Genomic DNA, 20820 nt, shown 5'->3' with positions numbered 1-20820 from the left:
TTTAGCGTACATGTGTACTCTGAAATTTTTCCCGGTTACTCTGATGTTCATAAAAAACACAGTTCTTACACCGTTATCCAGGAATGAAGCGCATGGCACAGAATCGAATTATCGCTCAGGGCTACTCGCTAGCCGAAGAGATCGCCAACAGCATTAGCCACGGAATTGGCTGCATTTTTGGCATTGTTGGTTTGGTATTGCTGTTAACACAAGCGGTTGAAATGCGTGCCGATGTCACCGCAATCACCAGTTACAGCCTGTATGGCGGCAGTATGATACTGCTGTTCCTCGCTTCAACGCTGTATCACGCCATTCCGCATCAGAAGGCCAAGCCCTGGCTAAAGAAATTTGACCACTGCGCTATCTATCTTTTGATAGCGGGCACCTACACGCCGTTCCTCATGGTTGGCTTGAAATCGCCACTGGCACAAGGGTTGATGGTGGTGATCTGGAGTCTGGCACTGCTTGGGATCATTTTTAAACTGACGATTGCCCACCGCTTTAAAGTGCTGTCATTGGTGACCTATCTCAGTATGGGCTGGCTATCGCTGGTGGTGATTTATCAGTTGGCGACCAGGCTGTCTGCGGGCGGCATCTGGCTGTTAGCTGCCGGTGGGATTGTCTATTCGCTGGGTGTGATTTTCTATGTCTCGCGCCGGATCCCTTATAACCACGCTATCTGGCATGGCTTTGTGCTGGGCGGCAGCGTTTTACACTTCTGTGCGATCTACTTTTATGTTGCCTAAGCATGTTGTCAGGTCGCCATGAATGGCGACCCTACGGGCGGGGGGGTGTCGGGTGCGCATTTATGCGCACCCGAAATACAAATCAATCGACCAGTGAATACGGCAGTGGCTGAATCGTCAGCTTCCCACCTTCATCGCCTTCTACGCGCAGCACGCTGTCCGGCTCCAGATCGTTATTCATCACTACCTGCACCCACACGCTGCCGTCATCCAGCTGCACGCCGCTCAATACGGTGCCGGTACGACGCCACTTATCACCCATCTGCAGCTCCATCGAGCCGCCCGCTTCCGGGACTTTGCTGGCGTTGCCCGCTAGCCAGTAAAGCGCACGCTTGTTGGCACCACGGAATTTGGCACGCGCCACCATCTCCTGACCGGTATAACAGCCTTTCTTGAAGCTGATGGCGTCAAGCGCCTGTAAGTTGGTTGCCTGCGGAATCAACTGCGCGCTGGTGGTCGTTTCAATAACAGGAATGCCAGCTTCAATATCCAATGCCAGCCATTGGATGCTGTCATTGAGCTGCGCTGCACCGGCTAACTTCTCTTTCAAAGCTTCAGCCTGCGCCAGCGTGGTGACCAGCAGGAAGCGTTCGGCAGGATGTTCAAACCACAACAACGTGCTTTCATCTTGCTGAACCACCGGCGTTTCTGCATCCGGCAAGGTGGCAAACACATCGGCCAGTGCCGCGCGCGCCTGGAAACCGGCCACGCCAAGCAGCACTGCATCATCATCGGGTGCGATGGTGACTTTAGCGAACACCGCGTATTTCTTCAGTTCGTTAAGCTGCTGTTCACGCAGGTTGCGGCGCACAATATAGGCGTAACCTTCGCCGCGGTGGAACAGACGCAGGTTGCTCCACATCTTACCTTTGGCGTCGCAATGGGCGGCCGGACGGTGTTGGGTCTCACCCATCGCCGCAACATCCAAAGTGACCTGACCCTGCAAATATGACGTGCTGTCTTTGCCCTGCACAGACACCAGCGCCCACTCGTCGAGAGAGACCAGGGTTAATGGCAGGCGTGACGATGCGGCAGGCTGGCGTGGCGGAAGGGTGAAAATCGGCATGTGTGCATCCTGATTAATTTTAATATTGCTTCCAATGTTAAAAGAGCAGTGCCGCATTGCAACCTCTTTACCGATTCTGGCGCACAAATCGCGTGATAACCCTGTAATAGGTAGCGCTGCTGTACGTCATATCACTCAGCATTTAGCGCTGCGCCTGCAGGCAGTGAAAAAAGCAGGTACACTGAGCGCCACTGTTTTCAGCCATGGAAAAAAGACACATGGAAATTCATGATAAAGCTCGCGTTCAGTGGGCGTGCCGTCGCGGCATGCTGGAGCTGGATGTCTCCATCATGCCGTTCTTCAAATACGAATATGACTCGCTCACTGACACCGATAAGCAGGTGTTTATTGCCCTGCTCAAGAGTGACGATCCTGACCTGTTCAACTGGTTGATGAACCACGGTGAACCCGCCGATCCAGAGTTCAAACGCATGGTGCAACTGATTCAGCAGCGCAACCGTGAACGCGGTCCAGTTCCAATGTGATGTGCAGCCGTCACGCAGCGCCCGGGCGCTCAATGTGACGCTGTTTTTGCTGGTTTCGGTTTGGCTGCTGAGCCTTGAGTGGCCCGATGGCTGGACGTGGGGCAAAATCCCACTGTTGGTTCTGATGCTGCTGGAGTGCGGGCGCAATGAGCGTCGTCTCAGGCAGCGCACAGGCCGCTTAATGCTGGATGAGCAGGGTGACTGGCACTGGGGTGGAACGCGCTGGCAATTAGCGCGGCAGGCAGACTGGTTGCCCTTCGGCGTACTGTTGACGTTGCAAAACCAGCAGGGCAAGCGCTGGCGGCTGTGGTTGATGATGGATAACCTGCCGCCCTATGCGTGGCGTACGCTACGCGCCTGCTGTTTTCTGCGAAATGGGGATGTGTCGCGCTAGAGCAGTGCAGCCGTTTCCGTCAAAATCTGTTCGCACCACTGTTCGACACGATCTTCACTCAGTTCAAACTGATTCACATCATCAAGAGCCAGGCCAACAAACTGTGTGCCGTCAGCCGTAAGTGGCTTTTTGCTGGCAAACTCATAGCCTTCCAGCGGCCAGTAACCGACAAACTGCACGCCCATCGGCTGCAGCAGTTCATGCAGCATGCCGAGTGCATCTAAGAACCATTCTGAATATTCGGCCTGATCGCCCATGCCGTACAGCGCGACGATTTTTCCCTGCAAATTCAGCGCGGGCAGTTGCTGCCACACCGCTTCCCAGTCTTCCTGCAACTCACCGAAATCCCAGGTGGGAATGCCGAGGATCAGCAAATCGTACTGCTCCATCAGCGAGGGATCCTCATCTTTGAGGTTGTGCAGCGTGACTAATTCTTCACCGATAAAATCGCGAATCTTCTCCGCCGTCATCTCGGTGTAACAGGTACTTGAACCGTAAAACAGACCGATATTCATGCAATTAATGCTCTGACTGAAACTCACTTTGGCGCAATTGTACCAGAAGCAGGTGACTTTCAGGCATAATGAGCACGATTTCACACGTGTTTGGGGGGAACCGTGCAGGATAGCGATCTGATTGAACAATTTCTGGATGCGCTCTGGATTGAGCGTAACCTGGCGCAAAATACCCTTGCGTCCTACCGCCAGGATTTGCAAACGCTCACCGGCTGGTTACACCACCACGAACGTACGCTGCTGACGCTGGAAGCGCTCGATCTGCAGCAATTTCTCGCCGAACGCGTCGAAGGCGGCTACAAGGCCACCAGTTCTGCGCGCACGCTCAGCGCGATGCGTCGCCTGTTTCAATATCTCTATCGCGAAAAGCTGCGCAGTGATGACCCCAGCGCACTGCTCTCCGCACCTAAACTGCCGCAGCGATTGCCAAAAGACCTCAGTGAAAACCAGGTAGAGCGTCTGCTGCAGGCTCCGAGTATTGATGTGCCGCTTGAGCTACGTGACAAGGCGATGCTGGAACTGCTGTATGCCACCGGTTTACGTGTTTCGGAGCTGGTAGGCTTAACCCTTAGCGACATCAGTTTGCGCCAGGGCGTGGTGCGCGTGATTGGTAAAGGTAACAAAGAGCGACTTGTGCCATTAGGTGAAGAAGCGATTTACTGGCTGGAGCACTATATGGCGCACGGTCGGCCGTGGTTGTTGAATGGGCAAACGCTGGATGTGATGTTCCCCAGTAACCGCGCGCAACAAATGACGCGTCAGACTTTCTGGCATCGCATCAAACACTATGCCACCCTTGCCGGTATCGACAGCGAAAAGCTATCACCACACGTGCTTCGTCACGCATTTGCCACACATTTACTGAACCACGGTGCGGATTTGCGCGTCGTACAGATGTTGCTGGGACACAGCGACCTCTCCACCACCCAAATTTATACGCACGTGGCCACTGAGCGCCTGCGTCAGTTACATCAACAGCATCATCCGCGTGCGTGAACCGCGGCAACAAGGAATTGAGATGAAAAAACAGTTAACGATGCTGGCATTACTGGTCAGCGCCTTTGCCGGTCTGGCTCACGCCGATGACAGCGACATTCAGCAAGCACTGAAAAAACTCGGTTTGCAGCAGACAGAGATTCAGCCTTCACCGCTGCCGGGCATGAAAACCGTGTTGACCGAAAGCGGCGTGCTGTACGTCTCTGAAGATGGTAAACACATGATTCAGGGCCCGTTGTACGATGTCAGCGGGGCACAACCGGTGAACGTCACCAATCAGCTGCTGGACAAAAAAATCACTGCGCTGGCGCCGGAAATGATCGTCTATAAAGCGCCGAAAGAGCAGCATGTGATTACCGTGTTTACCGACATCACCTGTGGCTACTGCCGTAAACTGCATGAGCAGATGGCCGACTACAACGCGCTGGGCATCACCGTGCGTTACCTCGCTTTCCCGCGTGAAGGTCTGCACGGCCAGGTGGAAAAAGCCATGCGCGCCATCTGGTGTAGCGCCGATCGCAACAAAGCCTTTGATGCGGCGATGAAAGGCGATGCGCCGCAGATGGATGCACCTGAAACCTGCAAAATCAATCTGGATAAGCACTATCAGCTGGGCATCCTGTACGGCATTCAGGGCACGCCAGCCATTCTTACCGATACTGGCGCCATGATCCCTGGCTATCAGGGGCCGCAGGAGCTGAAACAGGTTCTTGATGGCCAGAAGCGGGGCGGTTAATCCACAGTGATGCATTCTGTCGAACTGCGTCGGCGCGAAATCCAGGCCGACGCCAGCTTACCTGATACTTTACCGCCGCTACTGCGCCGCCTTTACCTGCAACGCGGTGTAAAAGAGGCCGCCGAACTTGAGCGTGGTGCCAAAAACCTGCTGCCGTGGCAAACGCTGGGTGGCATCGATCAAGCGGTAGCCTTGTTGCACCAGATGCTGGAAGCGGGCCGCCGTATTGTGGTGGTGGGTGATTTCGATGCCGATGGCGCGACCAGCACCGCATTGACGGTCTTAGCGCTGCGCAGCATGGGCGGCAACGTCGATTATCTGGTGCCCAACCGTTTTGAGGATGGCTACGGCCTGAGCCCTGAAGTGGTTGAGCAGGCGCACGCGCGCGGTGCAGAGATGATTCTCACCGTGGATAACGGCATCTCTTCCCATGCAGGCGTGGAGACTGCTCATCAGCACGGTATTCCGGTGCTGGTCACCGATCACCACCTGCCTGGCGAAACGTTGCCAGACGCGGAAGCGATCGTTAACCCTAATCTCAATGACAGCGCCTTCCCTTCGCGTTCGTTAGCGGGCGTGGGCGTGGCGTTTTATCTGATGCTGGCGCTGCGTGCGCATCTGCGTCAGCAAAACTGGTTTATCGAGGGCAGAACGGAACCCAACCTGGCGGAGTGGCTGGATTTGGTGGCGCTGGGCACTGTCGCTGACGTCGTGCCGCTGGATGCCAATAACCGCATTCTGGTGTGGCAGGGCTTAAGCCGCATCCGTGCCGGAAAATGTCGAGCCGGGATTCGCGCGCTGCTGGAGATCGCCAACCGCGATGCACGCCAGCTGGCGGCCAGCGATCTCGGTTTTGCCGTTGGGCCTCGCCTCAACGCGGCGGGTCGACTGGATGATATGTCGGTCGGCGTGGCACTGTTGCTCACCGAAGACATTGCGCAGGCGCGCATGCTCGCCAACGAGCTTGATGCGCTGAATCAAACGCGCAAAGAGATTGAGCAGGGCATGAAGAGTGAAGCGCTGGCGCTGTGCGATGAGCTGGAGCGTCAGCACACCGATTTGCCGCTGGGTCTGGCGTTCTACCATCCCGAGTGGCATCAGGGCGTAGTCGGCATTCTGGCCTCACGGCTGAAAGAGCGTTTCCATCGTCCGGTGATCGCCTTCGCGCCAGCTGGCGATGGCACGCTCAAAGGTTCAGGTCGTTCGATCGCTGGCTTGCACCTGCGCGATGCACTGGAGCGTCTCGACACGCTTTATCCCGGAATGATGATCAAGTTCGGTGGTCACGCGATGGCGGCGGGCTTGTCGCTGGAAACGGAGAAATACGATCTGTTCCGCGAGCGTTTTGCCGCGCTGATCGACGAATGGCTGGATGGCGAAGCCTTGCAGGGTGTCATCTGGTCCGATGGCGAACTGCATGCACAGGAGTTCACGCTGCACACCGCTGAAATGCTGCGTGAAGCGGGTCCCTGGGGCCAGGCGTTCCCGGAACCGGTGTTCGACGGTCACTTCAAACTGCTGCAACAGAAGTTGGTAGGCGAACGTCATCTCAAGGTGATGATTGAGCCACTGGGCGGCGGTCCGCTGCTGGATGGCATCGCGTTTAACGTCGACACCACCTTGTGGCCTGATACCAGCGTGCGTCAGGTAAAACTGGCCTACAAACTCGATATCAACGAATACCGTGGCAACCGCTCGGTTCAGCTGATCATTGACCATATCTGGCCGGTATAACCGCGCAATCTGTTGCGCTATCTCGCACACCTGCAATGCTACAAAGTACGCGCAGTTTCGGGTAAACTAGCGCGTTACTTTTTATCCCCTTTCACCGAATCGTCAAAAAAGACTGAAAAGCCATGTTTGAAATTAATCCGGTCAAAAATCGTATTCAAGACCTCACCGAGCGCAGCGACGTTCTTAGGGGGTATCTTTGACTATGATGCCAAGAAAGAACGCCTCGAAGAAGTAAACGCCGAGCTGGAACAGCCTGACGTCTGGAACGAACCTGAACGCGCGCAGGCGCTGGGTAAAGAACGCGCTTCCCTCGAAGCCGTGGTGGAAACCTTAGACCTGATGACTCAAGGCCTGGAAGATGTGCAGGGCTTGCTGGATCTGGCCGTTGAAGCCGACGACGAAGAGACTTTCAACGAAGCCGTTGCTGAACTGGATGTGCTCGAAGTGAAGCTGGGCGAACTCGAATTCCGTCGCATGTTCTCAGGCGAGTATGACAGCGCCGACTGCTACATGGATATTCAGGCTGGTTCTGGCGGTACTGAAGCGCAAGACTGGGCCAGCATGCTGCTGCGCATGTACCTGCGCTGGGCGGAAGCCAAAGGTTATAAAACCGAAATTATCGAAGAGTCAGACGGTGAAGTGGCTGGGACTAAATCCGCCACCATTAAAATCATCGGTGACTACGCGTTTGGCTGGCTGCGTACCGAAACCGGCGTCCATCGCCTGGTGCGTAAGAGTCCATTTGACTCCGGCGGCCGTCGTCATACCTCATTCAGTTCGGTGTTTATCTACCCGGAAGTGGATGACAATATCGATATCGACATCAATCCAGCCGATCTGCGTATCGACGTTTACCGTGCCTCGGGTGCGGGTGGTCAGCACGTTAACAAAACCGAGTCTGCGGTGCGTATTACCCACTTGCCGACCAACATTGTGGTGCAGTGCCAGAACGACCGTTCACAGCACAAGAACAAAGATCAGGCTTTCAAGCAGTTGCGTGCGAAGCTGTACGAATATGAGATGCAGAAGAAAAACGCTGACAAGCAGGCCGCGGAAGATAACAAATCCGATATCGGCTGGGGCAGTCAGATTCGCTCATACGTACTCGACGATTCACGTATCAAAGATCTGCGCACTGGCGTAGAGACGCGCAACACGCAAGCGGTACTGGATGGCGACATCGACCGCTTCATTGAAGCAAGTTTAAAAGCAGGGTTATAAGGAACCGACATGTCTGAACAACAACCGCAGAGCGCTGATGCCGCCCTTGAGTTAAACAACGAACTGAAAGCGCGTCGCGAAAAACTCAGCGCGCTGCGTGAAAAGGGCATCGCGTTTCCTAACGATTTCCGTCGCGATACCACGTCTGATCTGCTGCACGCCAGCTATGACGCCAAAGAGAACGAAGAGCTGGAAGCGCTCGGCGTTGAAGTGAGCGTAGCCGGTCGTATGATGACCCGTCGCATCATGGGTAAAGCCTCTTTTGCTACGCTGCAGGACGTTGGCGGCCAGATTCAGATCTACGTTTCACGTGACGATCTGCCAGAAGGCGTCTACAACGAGCAGTTCAAAAAGTGGGATCTGGGCGATATCCTCGGCGCACGCGGTAAGCTGTTCAAGACCAAAACCGGTGAGCTGTCGATCCACATCACCGAGCTGCGTCTGCTGACCAAAGCGCTGCGTCCACTGCCGGATAAATTCCACGGCCTGGCCGATCAGGAAACTCGTTACCGTCAGCGTTATCTGGATCTGATCTCTAACGATGATTCCCGTCACACCTTCAAAGTGCGTTCTAAAATCATGGCCGGCATCCGTCAGTTCATGGTTAACCGCGACTTTATGGAAGTGGAAACCCCAATGATGCAGGTGATCCCTGGCGGCGCGTCAGCCCGTCCGTTCATCACCCATCACAATGCGCTCGACATCGACATGTACCTGCGTATTGCACCAGAGCTGTACCTGAAGCGCTTGGTAGTGGGCGGTTTCGATCGCGTGTTCGAGATCAACCGTAACTTCCGTAACGAAGGTATTTCGCCACGTCATAACCCAGAGTTCACCATGATGGAACTCTATATGGCGTATGCGGATTACAAAGATCTGATCGAACTCACCGAAAGTCTGTTCCGCACCCTGGCGCAGGACGTGTTGGGCACCACAGAAGTGCCTTACGGTGACCACAGCTTCGATTTCGGCAAGCCGTTTGAGAAGCTCACCATGCGTGAAGCGATCAAGAAATACCGTCCGGAAACTGACCTGAGCGATCTGGAAGACTTTGATAAAGCAGTCGCGATTGCGCACTCGCTGCACATCAAAGTTGAGAAGAGCTGGGGTCTGGGCCGCGTAGTGACTGAGATCTTCGAAGAGACCGCCGAAGCGCACCTGATTCAGCCAACCTTCATCACCGAATACCCGGCTGAAGTGTCACCGCTGGCACGTCGTAACGACGAGAACCCGGAAATCACTGACCGCTTCGAGTTCTTTATCGGCGGCCGTGAAATCGGTAACGGCTTCTCCGAGCTGAACGATGCAGAAGATCAGGCTGAGCGTTTCCTGCAGCAGGTTAACGCCAAAGATGCAGGCGATGACGAAGCGATGTTCTACGACGAAGACTATGTCACCGCGCTGGAGCACGGCCTGCCGCCAACTGCGGGCCTGGGCATCGGTATCGACCGTATGGTGATGCTGTTCACCAACAGCCACACCATCCGTGATGTGATCCTGTTCCCGGCACTGCGTCCAACCAGCAAGTAAGGCAAATCGGTGCGCATAAATCCGCGCACTTTGCCGTAAGCCTTAGAGGTCGCTATTATGGCGGCCTTTTTTTATGGCGCTCCTTTTTACCCGGCGGCATTTTTCATTTCTGTTTGCCTGGCAAAATTCCTGATGACAACCCGGCACGCTCTGTGCAGGATAGTTTTTTTATTTTCAGGGAATCACCATGAGTGCAAAAGCGGCAACGTTAGAGGGCCGGATTCAACAGCACTGGGATCAACTCTCCAGCCACGAGCAGCGGCTGGCTGACGTGCTGCTGGCGGCACCCGGTCAGCTGGCGATGAACACTGCCACTGAGCTGGCGCAGAGCGCCGGCGTTTCCAAAGCCACCACCACGCGTTTTTTCCGTCATCTTGGCTACGAAAGCTATGAGGCCGCTCGCCGCCAGGCGCGTGAGATGCAGAGCAGCGGCTCACCGCTTTATCTGCAGGCCGTGCCAACCGCGTCACCACTCGCCAGCATCATGCAGCAGCACCTGGAAAAAGAGATCGCTAATCTGGTCAACAGCTACCGTACGCTGGACAGTGAACAGCTGCAGCAGGCGGTGAGCGCCATTGCGCAGTCACGCCGGGTGGTGGTGATGGGTTGGCGCCACAGCCAGACCATTGCACAGCTGATTTACCGCGATTTGGTGCATATCCATCCTGACGTGCGCCTGTTGCCGCGTCCCGGCGATTCGCTGGCGGAGCATCTCGCCGCGCTGAATCAACAGGATGTGGTGATTTGCGTGGGCCTGCGCCGCCGCATGCCTGCGCTGGAAGCGGCAATGAATGCGCTGGCAGAGCGCAACGTACCGATGCTGTATATCGCGGATGTGCTCTCCGGCAAACCGGCGCGTCACGCGCAGTGGGTGGTGCGGTGCCACACCGACAGTAGTTTGATATTCGATAGCACCGCCGCGCTCTCCGGCGTGTGCAATCTGCTCTGCTCACTGGTGGCCCGACAGATGGGCAAAACCAGCAATGACCATCTTGCGCAGGTTGAAGCGCTGCACCAGTCCCTCGACGAACTCGAATAACGCCCCGTTCTGGCGCACAGTGCGCCAGATATTGCCCCATAGCAGTGCGCACACTCCTCCGCTATCCCCGCCTGATTTCCTGCCGATGAAATCAAAGAAACTTTAAATTAAAATAAAGAAACAAATGTTTCTCACTGATTTTATTCAGTAATATCCCCTATACCTCAAAGGTGTTAGCTGGGTGGTGAAAAAACTGGCACAAAATATGCTCAGTAGAAAAAGACATTTCACCAACACCAGGGAAACACCATAATGAAAAAAACAGCACTGCTGATCGCCGCACTTCTCTCCGTTGGCACCATGGCGCAGGCGCAAGCCGACACCCTGAGTGACATCAAAAGCAGCGGAAAAATCACCGTTGGCATCGATCCAACCTTTCCTCCATACGAATACACCAATGACGCAGGTGAGATCACCGGCTACAGCGTGGCGATCATGCAATCCTTCGCCAAAGATCTCGGTGTGAAACTGGAATTTCAGAAAACCGCCTTCAGCGGCATTTTGCCGGGCCTGATCTCTGGCTCGTTCAACGCCGAAGGTTCTTCGCTTAACGTCACCGCCGAGCGCGCGAAGAAAGTGCTGTTCACCGTGCCTTACAGCAAAACCGTCAACGGCGTGATGGTGCGTGAAAGTGAAGCCAGCACCTTCAGCGGCAAAACGCTCAGCCCGGAAAGCTTGTCTGGCCTGCGCGGTGCGGTAAAAACCGCCAGCGTGCCCGAGCAGTTGCTGAAAGGCTTTAACGAGCAGCTGAAAAAAGAGGGTAAAAAACCGATCACCATCATCAACGTGGATTCGCTGGATCAGACCGTCAGCACTCTGATGACCAAACGCGCTGACTTCGTTTATGACGACATCTCCGTGCTGGCGCCGATCGCGAAAAAATACGCCGGTAAAGTGGCGCAGGTCGGTGAAGTTGGGCCTTCGCAGTGGATGGGTTGGGCAACACGCAAAGAAGACGGCAGCCTGAACAAAGCCATCAGCGACCACATTCTGGCGATGCAGAAAGATGGCGAACTGACCAAGCTGCAGCAGCAGTATCTCGGCACCACCTTTACCGTGCCCGCCAGCGATTTCATTCCCCAGGAGTAATTATGTGCCAGAGCAACCTGACGGTGCCTGCGGGCCATGGCAAAACCTTCCGCGTGCGTAAGGGCCAGTTTATTACCGTGATTGACAGTGAAGGGCAGCAGGCGGCGGATTTCGTCGCGGTCAATGCCGATGACCTGAATGAAAAGCTGTCGCCGGTGCATACCCGCCAGCATCTGCGCTCGCTGTTCTTCAAGCCCGGCGATGCGCTGTGGTCGAGTGAAAACCGCCCGATGCTGCGCATTCTGGCGGACAGTATCGGCATTCACGATGCCAACGTGCCGGCTTGCGATCGTACTCGCTTCAGCGTTGATTTCGGCGTTGAAGGACATCGCAACTGCGTCGATAACCTGCTGGAAGGCATGAAAGCCTTTGGCGTGACTTACTTCTCGCTGCCCGAGCCATTCAACCTGTTCCAGAACGGCCCGGTCACCGCCGATGGCCGTATGGAAGTGACTGATCCCAACAGTAAAGCGGGCGACAGCATTACCTTTGAAGCGCTGTGCGATCTGATTTGTTCAGTATCGTCCTGCCCGCAGGACATCATTCCCGGCAACGGTTTGCAGGTCACGCCGATTGATATCGTGGTGAGTGACGCGTTTCACGCAGAGGAGATGAATCATGCTGTTAATGCGTGAAAGTTATGAAGAGACCGCTGAGCGCACGCTGGCTCAGTCGGTCACGGTGGAACCGGGCAGCGTTGGGTCGATTAAAGTATTGCGCGGCCAGTTGCTGCGTATTACGGCCCAGGGCGACGGCGCGGTGGCTTCCCTGTTTGGGTTTAGCCTTGCCGATCCGGCGGTGTGGCTTTCCGTGCACCACACCCGCGTCTTCAGTAACAGCTATCTGCTGGGTTCTGGTATGCGTCTGGTGAACAACCGTCGCCGCCCGATGATGGTGCTGGGCAAAGACAGCGTGAAACGTCACGACCTGTTGCTGCCCGCCTCGACCCGCGCCTTTCTAACGGAAAAAGGTTATCAGGGTGAAGGTTGCCTGGAAGCGGTGAGCGGTGAGCTCGCGCGATTGGGGATGGTGGTGCCAAAGCTGCCGGACCCGATCAACCTGTTTATGCACGTCAAACTGACGCGGGCCGGTGACCTCCTGCCGGAGCCAAACCTGACCAAAGCAGGCGACAGCATTACCTGCCGCGTGGTGATGGACACGCAGTTTATCGTTTCCGCCTGCAACACCGGCATTGAGGGCAACGACCAACCGGCACCGCTGCTGCTGTCGGTGGCGGAAAACCTGCACGACTTTAACGCGGAGTAACGCATGGGGCTGGATCAACAGGTAGTGGCCGCGCTGCCGGAACTCGGACACGGCCTGCTGATGACGCTGGTACTTACCGTATTGGCATCGTTGGTCAGCGTGGTGATGGGGCAGCTTAGCTGCTTCCTGCAACTGCGCCGCGCCTGGATCTGGCGCGCCATCGGTCGGCTGTATGTCAGCCTGATGCGCGGCACTCCGGCCATCGTGCAACTGTTCGTGGTGTTTTTCACCTTGCCGCGCCTGGGACTGGGCGGTCAGCCGATGCTGGCCGCCGTGATTGCCATCGGCCTTAACAGCGGCGCTTACGTGGCGGAGATTTTGCGCGTGAACCGTTCGCTGGTGACACGCGGCCAGCTTGAAGCGGCACGCACGTTGGGGCTCAGCCGCTTCTTAACCTGGTGGTACGTGATCAATCCGCAGGTGATGCGCGCCAGTCTGCCGATGTTAGTCAATGAGTTCACCATCCTGCTGAAAACCACGCCGCTGGCCTCGGTAGTGGCGCTGACCGAACTGACCTATGCCGGGCAGATTGTGATTGCGCGCACCTATGAAGCTACGCAGGTTCTGCTGCTGGTGGCGGCCGGATATCTGCTGATCGCCATGCCGTTGATTGCCGCCGCCCGACGTCTGGAAGCTAAACGGAGGATCGCTTAATGGATTGGCAAGCCATTCTCACCTCTTTGCCTTCACTCGGTGACGGCATGATCGCCACGCTGCAACTGTGCATTGTCGCGGCACTCTGCTCGCTGGTGTGGGGCGGACTGATGGCGCTGCTGCTGATGCGTGCCTCGCCGTTCTGGTTGCGATTGCTCAATCTTTACAGCGGGTTAACTCTCGCACTGCCGCTGCTGGTGGTGATCTATTTGCTCTATTTCGTGCTGCCGGAATACGACATCACGCTGTCATCGCCAGTGGTGGGCGTGCTGGCCCTGACGCTCTATTACGCGCCCTACATTGCGCAAGTGATCCGTTCGGCCATCGAGGCGTTGCCTAAGGGGCAGTGGGAAGCGTGTCGCGTATTGGGTTTGAGCCGCAGTGAACAGCTGCGCGATGTGGTGTTGCCGCAAACCTTGCCGCAGATGCTGTCTCCGCTGGTCGGGCTGATGATTGGTTTGATTAAAGACTCTGCCCTGCTGTCGATCGTCTCGGTGCAGGAGTTTATGTACGCCGCCAAACAGGCGATTTCGGATACCTACGCGCCGCTGGAGATCTATCTCACCGTGGCGCTCTGTTACTGGCTGCTCAACAGTCTGATCGACTGGCTGGCACGCGGCCTTGAATCTCGCATGACGCGCTATCGTCGCGGCATGCAGCACTAATCAGGAGAACACTATGTCAGCTGAATATCAGCATCGTGAAGCAATTACCATTCCCGCGCGCTTCGGCAGAGCGGTGCGTTTGAAGAAAGGGGAAGCGGTGCAGGTGATCAATCTGCATGGCACCCAAGTGGTGGATTGCTGGGCATATAACGCCGAAGACGTCAGTGAATATATGTGTATGGAAGCGACGCGCGTGTGGAATCAGCGTCTCAATCCCAAGGTCGGTGACAGCTTTATCACCAGCCAGCGCCACCCGATTCTGACGCTGGTGGCGGATACCTCACCGGGCGTGCATGACTCCTTTATGGCGGCCTGCGATGCGCGTCGTTATGAGCTTCTGGGCTGCACTGAATATCACCGCAACTGTCACGACAACCTGTTCGAAGGCATGCGCGAATTAGGCGTCGAGCTGCCGCACGGTAACCTGGCGTCACTGAATATTTTCATGAACATTCAGGTGCAGCCGGACGGCATCACCCTGAAAACACTGCCGGTGGTGACCAAACCAGGTGACTACATTGTGCTGCGCGCCGAGATGGATTGCTTCGTGGCATTCTCTGCCTGTCCGCAGGATATTGTCAGCATTCAGGGGCAGGGCGACAACACCCCGCGCGATGCCGAACTGCGTATTCTGACTGCCGGTTTCCCGCAGGTGCTGTTGAAAGGAGCCTGGGTGCCAGCGTAATTACGACTTCACCACCTGATCCAGCCACGCCTGGAAGCGTGCATAGGGCACATACAGCGCCACATCCTTATACAAGGTCTTACCGCTCTTGTTGTCATCAATCGCGCTACTGTAGCCAACAATCACCCCCGCCAGCGTATCGTCGCTGGCGTTATACACCGCGCCGCCCGACATGCCTTTCACCACGCCCGCATTCGCGGCCACCACTACGCAACTCGGCTTATTCCAGTCATTGGCCAACGTGGTATTAATCAAATTCTTACCGCTCGACGCCACCGGCATGGCAGAAATAAAGCTGTAGCCATAGAGATTGACGTTGTCGCCAATATGGCTGTTGCGGAACGGTGGGGGAAGATTGGGTTCGGTGTTCTTGTGATACACCACGGCGATATCGCACTCAGGATGCCAGGCTTTCACCCGATACATCGAATATTTCGCCACGTGCGCGGCCGTTAAACTGTATTCGGGTGTCAGCGGAATGGTGGTGCCCAGCGCGCCAATACCCAGCACGGTAGGAATCCCGGTGACCGTCATATCGACGCGTTTCGCGGCTTCTTTGCTGTACTCGTAATGCCCAACGGAGCAGCCGCTCAGGCAACCCACTGTCAGTGCGATCAGCCATCGCATAGGTCATTCCCCCTGCATTTTTTGACACCGCATTACCGCGTAATTGGTTGAGGTATCGGCAATGCGCGCCCATCCTTTACTGATTGATTTAGCGCCAAAAGCTGAGCCGCTGTGACAGCGATCACATCTGTATCAAGCGTAGCGTGAAAACGTCGGTCTGTCTCAGTGGTCAGGCAGAGTCACTTTCCCGCGCGGGGATTATTGCGTTGCAAGCAAAAAAGCCTTGCAGCGTAGAGGCTGGTTGAGCTGCCAAGCCTGTGCTTTAATCAGAATGTGACGCAGTTCAAATATCTATAAGCGTCCGTTGTAACCGTACGGCGTTCGTTGTGCGGCCTGCCTGCAAAACATTTTAGGAGAGTGTGTTATGCCTGTTGCATTACTGGCGCTGGCGCTGAGTGCGTTCGCCATCGGCACCACGGAGTTCGTGATTATGGGATTACTGCCAGAAGTGGCGGGCGATCTGCAGGTGACGATTCCTTCAGCAGGATGGCTGATCAGCGGATATGCGCTGGGTGTGGCCATCGGTGCACCGATCATGGCGTTGCTGACGGCTAAACTGCCACGTAAACGTACTCTGGTTTTGTTGATGATCATCTTTATCATCGGCAATGTGCTGTGTGCGCTGGCGTACACCTACAACTTATTGATGCTGGCGCGAGTGGTTACCGCACTGTGTCACGGCGCCTTCTTCGGGATAGGTGCGGTGGTGGCGGCGAGTCTGGTGGCACCGAGCCGTCAGGCATCGGCGGTAGCGCTGATGTTCACCGGCTTAACCCTCGCCAATGTGCTGGGTGTACCACTCGGCACCTGGTTTGGTCAGCTGTTCGGCTGGCGCGCGACTTTCTGGGGCGTGGCGATTATCGGCATCTTTGCCTTTATCGCATTAATTGTCAGTCTGCCAACCAATAAAGAAGAGAAACCGGTGCATCTGGCGAGTGAAGTCAGTGCGCTGGCCAATGGCAAGCTGTGGCTGTCGCTGCTGATGACGGTGTTCTTTGCCGCCGCGATGTTTGCGCTGTTCAGCTACATTGCACCGCTGCTGTTGCAGGTGACCGGCATCACCGATCGCGGCGTGAGCTGGACGCTGTTCCTGATTGGCGCGGGCTTAACCGTCGGTAACATCCTCGGCGGCAAACTGGCCGACTGGAAAGTTTCCTTCAGCCTGATCCTCAGCTTTGTGCTGATCGCTGTATTCTCGCTGCTGTTCAGCTGGACCAGTCACGCGCTGTGGCTGGCAGAAATCACCCTGTTCCTGTGGGCGATGGCGACCTTTGCTACCGTGCCTGGCTTGCAGATCAACGTGGTGCGTCACGGTAAAGATGCACCCAATCTGGTCTCGACGCTGAATATCTCCGCCTTTAACGTCGGCAACGCGCTCGGTGCCTGGGTGGGCGGCGCGGTGATTGATAAAGGCTATGGCCTGACATCAGTGCCGGTGGCCGCCTCCGCACTGGCGGTGATGGGTCTGGTCATCTGCCTGATCACCTTCCGTAAATCGGGCGGCCAGGGTGAAACGGTACGCGCTTAAACCAGACGCTCGGCAATGCGTTGGGTAAAGGTGGCCACCTGCTGTTGCAGGTGGTCGCAGAAGTGATCAACCAGCGCTGATGCCGGGCGATGCTGTGGCCGCACCAGGCTCACGGTGAAGGGCACCGCGATACTGAACTTGCGCATCACCACACCGCTGTCGGCGTAATCCAGCGCCGTCAGCGGATTCACAATCGAAATCCCCACCCCCGCGCGCACCATCGCGCATACCGATGCCGCACTGTGCGTTTCCAGCACTAAACGGCGCTCCACCTGTTGCTCATGGAACAGCGAGTCCAGCAACTGACGATAGCTGTCACTGCGAGACAAGCTGACGTAATTCTCCCCCTGAAAATCCTGCGGCGTCAGCACCTCACGCTGGCACAGCGGATGGTTGGGCGGCAGCACGCACACTTCATCGCAGGTCAGCAGCGGCACGCGATCGGTGCCTGCTGGCGCATGTTGGGTTTCGGTCAGACCCAGATCGTAGCGCTGTGCAGAGAGCCACTCTTCCAGCAGCGGCGACTCCTGCGGAATGATGTTCAGGCTGACCTGAGGATAGCGCTGCAAAAAAGGTTGCAGCAGCGGCGGCAGCAGTGACTGTGAGAATACTGGTAAGCAGGCAATCGACAGCTCGCCCTGACGAAACTGGCGCAAGCCTTCCGCTGCATCCATGATGCGGTCTAAGCCGTACCAGGATCGCTGCACCTCTTCATACAGACGCAAACCCTGCACGGTGGGCTGCAATCGTCCGCGCACCCGCTCAAACAGTTCCAGACCGAGCTGCTGCTCAAGCCGCGCCAGCTCACGGCTGACAGTCGGCTGTGAAGTGTGCAGCAATGCGGCGGCCTGCGTCAGGTTGCCGCTGGTCATCACCGCATGGAAAATTTCGATATGTCGCCAGTTAATTTTTGCCATCACTCCTCCGCTAGCCCATATCATATTTGTATAGCTGACGCTAAAACAGATATTTTTATGAATTGAGTGGTTGTGGCTAAATAGTTACAAAGACACAGGAGAATTGAGATGCCACGTCCACTGAACAACACCGAAACGGCCCTGACCGCTGATAATTTACTGCCACTGGCACAGCGTTATGCTGGTCCATTCTGGGCTTACGATGCCTCCATTATCCAGCAGCGTATTGCCCAGCTGAGCGCATTTGACGTGGTGCGTTTCGCCCAGAAAGCCTGCTCGAATATTCATATTCTGCGCCTGATGCGTGCCGCGGGCGTCAAGGTCGACTCGGTGTCACTGGGTGAAATTGAGCGCGCCCTGGCCGCCGGTTTCCAGCCGGGTGGCGAAGATATCGTTTTCACCGCTGACGTTTTCGATCAGCCAACGCTGGCACGTATCGCCGAGCTAAAAGTGCCGGTCAACGCCGGTTCAGTGGATATGCTGCATCAGCTGGGTGCGGTTTCTGCGGGCCATAAAGTGTGGCTGCGTATTAACCCCGGTTTTGGCCACGGTCACAGCCAGAAAACCAATACCGGCGGCGAGAACAGCAAGCACGGCATCTGGCACAGCGATCTGCCACTGGCGCTGGCGGCGATTCAGCAGCACGGCCTGAAACTGGTGGGCCTGCATATGCATATCGGTTCGGGTGTTGATTACGGCCATCTGCAGCAGGTGTGTGACGCGATGGTCGATCAGGTGATCGAATTTGGTCAGGATCTGGAAGCGATTTCAGCCGGCGGTGGCTTGTCGATTCCTTACCGTTTCGGCGAAGAATCTATTGATACCCAGCACTATTTCGGTTTGTGGAGTGGCGCACGTGACCGCATTGCGGCGCATCTTGGCCATCCGGTGAAACTGGAGATTGAACCGGGTCGTTTCCTGGTGGCAGAGTCTGGCGTGCTGGTGTCGCAGGTGCGTGCGGTTAAAGATATGGGCAGCCGTCACTTCGTGCTGGTCGATGCGGGCTTCAGCGATCTGATGCGTCCATCGATGTACGGCAGCTATCACCATATTTCCGTGCTGCCAGCCGATGGCCGCGCGCTGAGTGATGCAACCGTTGAGAGCGTGGTGGCCGGTCCGCTGTGCGAGTCGGGCGATGTATTCACCCAACTGGAAGGCGGCAAAGTCGAAACCCGTGCGCTGCCTGCGACGCAGGTCGGTGATTATCTGGTGTTCCACGATACTGGCGCGTATGGCGCTTCGATGTCTTCCAACTACAACAGCCGTCCATTGATTCCGGAAGTGCTGTTTGAGAATGGCGCTCCGCGTGAAATTCGTCGTGCGCAGACGATTCAGGAGCTGCTGGCGCTGGAGCTGATGTGATCAAGATTGTTGCGCTCAGCGAGGTGCCGCATCACGCCAGCCATATCACCGACTGGTTGTGGCAGGCGTTTGGTGAAGGGACGTCGCGAGAGTTTTACGACAGCATTGTGCGCAGCAGCCTGAACGGTGCCGAATATCCGGTGACCTTTGTGGCGCTGGATGGCGATGTGCCGTTGGGCACGGTGGGGTTCTGGCGCTGTGATCTGATCAGCCGTCAGGATCTCTATCCGTGGATCGCCGCGCTGTATGTGGATGAACATGCGCGCGGCAATGGCTTGAGCGAAGCGTTACAGCAGCATGTGTTGAATTACGCCCGTGAGCGCGGACATGAAAAGTTGTGGCTGTGGTCAACGTTTGGCGGCTACTACGAGCGCTTTGGCTGGCAGTATCAGTGTGACGCGCTGGAGTTCCCGGATGTACGGGTGAAGGTCTATTCGCAGGCGTTATGACCCGGTGCGCATTAATGCGCACCTGGACATCAACCCGGCCCGCTTACCGAATGCCTTCTCACCAGCGTCGGGCTAAACATATTGGTCACCTCCGGCATTTCAGTGCCGTTGGCTAACGCCAGCGCCAGCTGTGCCGCCTGCTGCGCCATGGTGACAATCGGGTAGCGCACCGTGGTCAGACGTGGACGCACATAGCGTGACACCAGCACATCATCAAAACCAATCAGCGACATCTCTTCCGGCACGCGAATACCGTTATCACTTAACACCGCCAGCGCGCCAGCCGCCATTGAGTCGTTGTAACAGGCCACCGCCGTGAACTGCTTACCGCGCCCCATCAATTCGGTCATCGCCTGCTCACCACCGACTTCATCCGGCTCGCCCCACGCCACTAAACGGTCGTTGGACGGCAAACCGTGCTCTTTCAGCGCATCGTAATAGCCCTGCAGGCGGTCTTCGGAGTCAGAAATTGGGTGGGTTGAGCAGATAAACGCGATCTGGGTATGGCCTTGCTGAATCAGATGGCGTGTCGCCAGCCAGGCACCGTAACGGTCATCCAGCGCGATGCAGCGCGATTCAAAGCCTTTCAGCAGGCGATTCAGCAGCACCATGCCCGGCACCTGCTTCATCAGCACTTCCAGATCGGCGTCAGGAATTTTCTTGGCGTGCACCACCAGCGCATCACAGCGATGACGCATCAGCTGCTCAATCGCCTGACGCTCTTTTTGCTCGATATGGTAACCGTTACCAATCAGGAGAAAGTTACCGGTTGCGCCTGCGACTTCATCAACCGCTTTCACCATCGCGCCAAAAAACGGGTCGGAAACGTCACCCACCACCAGACCGAGGGTTTCGGTGGATTGCTGCGCCAGCGCGCGTGCATTGGCGTTCGGGTGATACTGTAACTGCTCCATTGCCTGGGTAACGGCGAGGCGTGAACTCTCGCTGGCTTTGGGCGAATTATTGATGACGCGGGAAACGGTCGCGACCGATACCCCTGCCATGCGGGCAACATCCTTAATGGTAGCCATGCGATTACTTGCATCCGGGAAAACGTTTACACATCTCACCAGTGTTACGGAAAACAGTACCTGTAGCAACCCGCGAGAATGCCAG

At 56.3% G+C, this 20820-nt stretch carries 23 protein-coding genes; 18 read left to right on the top strand and 5 right to left on the bottom strand.

The genetic code is table 11. The features are described from left to right. The first annotated feature begins 92 nt into the window (after positions 1–92). Complete coding sequence (gene trhA, locus ACXI0A_RS17575; RefSeq protein WP_476147471.1) at positions 93–746, top strand: PAQR family membrane homeostasis protein TrhA; 654 nt, start codon at positions 93–95, stop codon at positions 744–746. Between the two features lie 82 nt (positions 747–828). Here the strand turns inward: trhA and ygfZ are convergent, their stop codons facing one another. Beyond that, positions 829–1812 (bottom strand): tRNA-modifying protein YgfZ, encoded by a 984-nt coding sequence (gene ygfZ, locus ACXI0A_RS17570; RefSeq protein ID WP_224933467.1) that lies wholly within the window; start codon positions 1810–1812, stop codon positions 829–831. 218 nt (positions 1813–2030) lie between these two features. Between ygfZ and sdhE the strand changes: the two genes are divergently transcribed. Further along, positions 2031–2297 (top strand): FAD assembly factor SdhE, encoded by a 267-nt coding sequence (gene sdhE, locus ACXI0A_RS17565; protein WP_038645011.1) that lies wholly within the window; start codon positions 2031–2033, stop codon positions 2295–2297. Continuing rightward, positions 2272–2691, top strand: a complete 420-nt coding sequence (locus ACXI0A_RS17560) for a protein YgfX (protein WP_476147473.1) — start codon at positions 2272–2274, stop codon at positions 2689–2691. Before sdhE ends, ACXI0A_RS17560 begins: the two co-directional genes overlap by 26 nt. Here the strand turns inward: ACXI0A_RS17560 and fldB are convergent. Next, on the bottom strand, positions 2688–3206 hold the full coding sequence (gene fldB, locus ACXI0A_RS17555; protein ID WP_058961908.1) for a flavodoxin FldB: 519 nt from the start codon (positions 3204–3206) through the stop codon (positions 2688–2690). The genes ACXI0A_RS17560 and fldB overlap by 4 nt on opposite strands. Positions 3207–3308: 102 nt before the next feature. On the opposite strand from fldB, the gene xerD reads away from it, so the two are divergent. From xerD to ACXI0A_RS17495, 12 genes are all read left to right on the top strand, one after another. Continuing rightward, a complete protein-coding gene (gene xerD, locus ACXI0A_RS17550) occupies positions 3309–4202 on the top strand; it encodes a site-specific tyrosine recombinase XerD (RefSeq protein WP_034823182.1) in 894 nt (297 codons plus the stop codon). 22 nt (positions 4203–4224) lie between these two features. Continuing rightward, positions 4225–4938 carry a bifunctional protein-disulfide isomerase/oxidoreductase DsbC gene (dsbC, locus tag ACXI0A_RS17545; protein WP_224933465.1) on the top strand — a complete coding sequence of 238 codons (714 nt, stop codon included), beginning with the start codon at positions 4225–4227 and terminating at the stop codon, positions 4936–4938. A 9-nt stretch (positions 4939–4947) separates the two neighbouring features. After that, positions 4948–6672, top strand: coding sequence for a single-stranded-DNA-specific exonuclease RecJ (gene recJ, locus ACXI0A_RS17540; RefSeq protein ID WP_476147475.1), 1725 nt, complete (start codon positions 4948–4950; stop codon positions 6670–6672). Positions 6673–6794: 122 nt separating this feature from the next. Beyond that, positions 6795–7893 (top strand): peptide chain release factor 2 gene (gene prfB / locus ACXI0A_RS17535; RefSeq protein WP_224933463.1). Its coding sequence is split into 2 segments (ribosomal slippage): positions 6795–6869 and positions 6871–7893, totalling 1098 coding nucleotides; the frame shifts between segments, so codons are not numbered across the junction. 9 nt (positions 7894–7902) lie between these two features. Beyond that, positions 7903–9423: a lysine--tRNA ligase gene (gene lysS / locus ACXI0A_RS17530; protein WP_224933462.1), complete on the top strand. Its 1521-nt coding sequence runs from the start codon at positions 7903–7905 to the stop codon at positions 9421–9423. A 187-nt stretch (positions 9424–9610) separates the two neighbouring features. Next, positions 9611–10462 (top strand): MurR/RpiR family transcriptional regulator, encoded by an 852-nt coding sequence (locus ACXI0A_RS17525; protein ID WP_224933461.1) that lies wholly within the window; start codon positions 9611–9613, stop codon positions 10460–10462. 252 nt (positions 10463–10714) lie between these two features. Further along, positions 10715–11551, top strand: coding sequence for a transporter substrate-binding domain-containing protein (locus tag ACXI0A_RS17520; protein ID WP_476147478.1), 837 nt, complete (start codon positions 10715–10717; stop codon positions 11549–11551). Positions 11552–11553: 2 nt separating this feature from the next. Beyond that, the gene (locus ACXI0A_RS17515; protein ID WP_224933459.1) at positions 11554–12186 is read left to right on the top strand and encodes a DUF1989 domain-containing protein; all 633 of its coding nucleotides are present in this window, start codon (positions 11554–11556) and stop codon (positions 12184–12186) included. Continuing rightward, the gene (locus ACXI0A_RS17510; protein WP_476147479.1) at positions 12170–12817 is read left to right on the top strand and encodes a DUF1989 domain-containing protein; all 648 of its coding nucleotides are present in this window, start codon (positions 12170–12172) and stop codon (positions 12815–12817) included. Before ACXI0A_RS17515 ends, ACXI0A_RS17510 begins: the two co-directional genes overlap by 17 nt. A gap of 3 nt (positions 12818–12820) precedes the next feature. After that, positions 12821–13471, top strand: coding sequence for an ABC transporter permease subunit (locus ACXI0A_RS17505; protein WP_476147481.1), 651 nt, complete (start codon positions 12821–12823; stop codon positions 13469–13471). Then, positions 13471–14136 carry an amino acid ABC transporter permease gene (locus ACXI0A_RS17500; protein WP_224933457.1) on the top strand — a complete coding sequence of 222 codons (666 nt, stop codon included), beginning with the start codon at positions 13471–13473 and terminating at the stop codon, positions 14134–14136. Before ACXI0A_RS17505 ends, ACXI0A_RS17500 begins: the two co-directional genes overlap by 1 nt. A 13-nt stretch (positions 14137–14149) precedes the next feature. Next, positions 14150–14821 (top strand): DUF1989 domain-containing protein, encoded by a 672-nt coding sequence (locus tag ACXI0A_RS17495; RefSeq protein ID WP_476147483.1) that lies wholly within the window; start codon positions 14150–14152, stop codon positions 14819–14821. Here ACXI0A_RS17495 and ACXI0A_RS17490 read toward each other — a convergent pair whose 3' ends face one another. Further along, positions 14822–15448 carry a serine protease gene (locus tag ACXI0A_RS17490; protein WP_476147484.1) on the bottom strand — a complete coding sequence of 209 codons (627 nt, stop codon included), beginning with the start codon at positions 15446–15448 and terminating at the stop codon, positions 14822–14824. A gap of 364 nt (positions 15449–15812) precedes the next feature. Here ACXI0A_RS17490 and ACXI0A_RS17485 point away from each other — a divergent pair, with 364 nt between their 5' ends. Continuing rightward, a complete protein-coding gene (locus ACXI0A_RS17485; RefSeq protein ID WP_224933447.1) occupies positions 15813–16976 on the top strand; it encodes an MFS transporter in 1164 nt (387 codons plus the stop codon). Here ACXI0A_RS17485 and ACXI0A_RS17480 read toward each other — a convergent pair. Beyond that, the gene (locus tag ACXI0A_RS17480; protein ID WP_476147486.1) at positions 16973–17893 is read right to left on the bottom strand and encodes a LysR family transcriptional regulator; all 921 of its coding nucleotides are present in this window, start codon (positions 17891–17893) and stop codon (positions 16973–16975) included. The two genes, ACXI0A_RS17485 and ACXI0A_RS17480, sit on opposite strands and share 4 nt — an antisense overlap. A gap of 108 nt (positions 17894–18001) precedes the next feature. Between ACXI0A_RS17480 and lysA the strand changes: the two genes are divergently transcribed. Then, entirely contained in the window at positions 18002–19255 is a 1254-nt protein-coding gene (gene lysA, locus ACXI0A_RS17475) for a diaminopimelate decarboxylase (RefSeq protein WP_476147487.1), read from the top strand. Beyond that, on the top strand, positions 19252–19704 hold the full coding sequence (locus tag ACXI0A_RS17470) for a GNAT family N-acetyltransferase (protein ID WP_476147489.1): 453 nt from the start codon (positions 19252–19254) through the stop codon (positions 19702–19704). The genes lysA and ACXI0A_RS17470 overlap by 4 nt, the downstream gene beginning before the upstream one ends. 29 nt (positions 19705–19733) lie before the next feature. Here the strand turns inward: ACXI0A_RS17470 and galR are convergent, their stop codons facing one another. Then, positions 19734–20735 (bottom strand): HTH-type transcriptional regulator GalR, encoded by a 1002-nt coding sequence (galR, locus tag ACXI0A_RS17465; RefSeq protein WP_200578263.1) that lies wholly within the window; start codon positions 20733–20735, stop codon positions 19734–19736. Positions 20736–20820 lie beyond the last annotated feature (85 nt).

The sequence above is a fragment of the Pantoea sp. C1E2 genome, from assembly GCF_056491465.1.
Note: the sequence above shows the minus strand (reverse complement) of the source record. Positions and strands in the feature narration are given on the sequence as shown.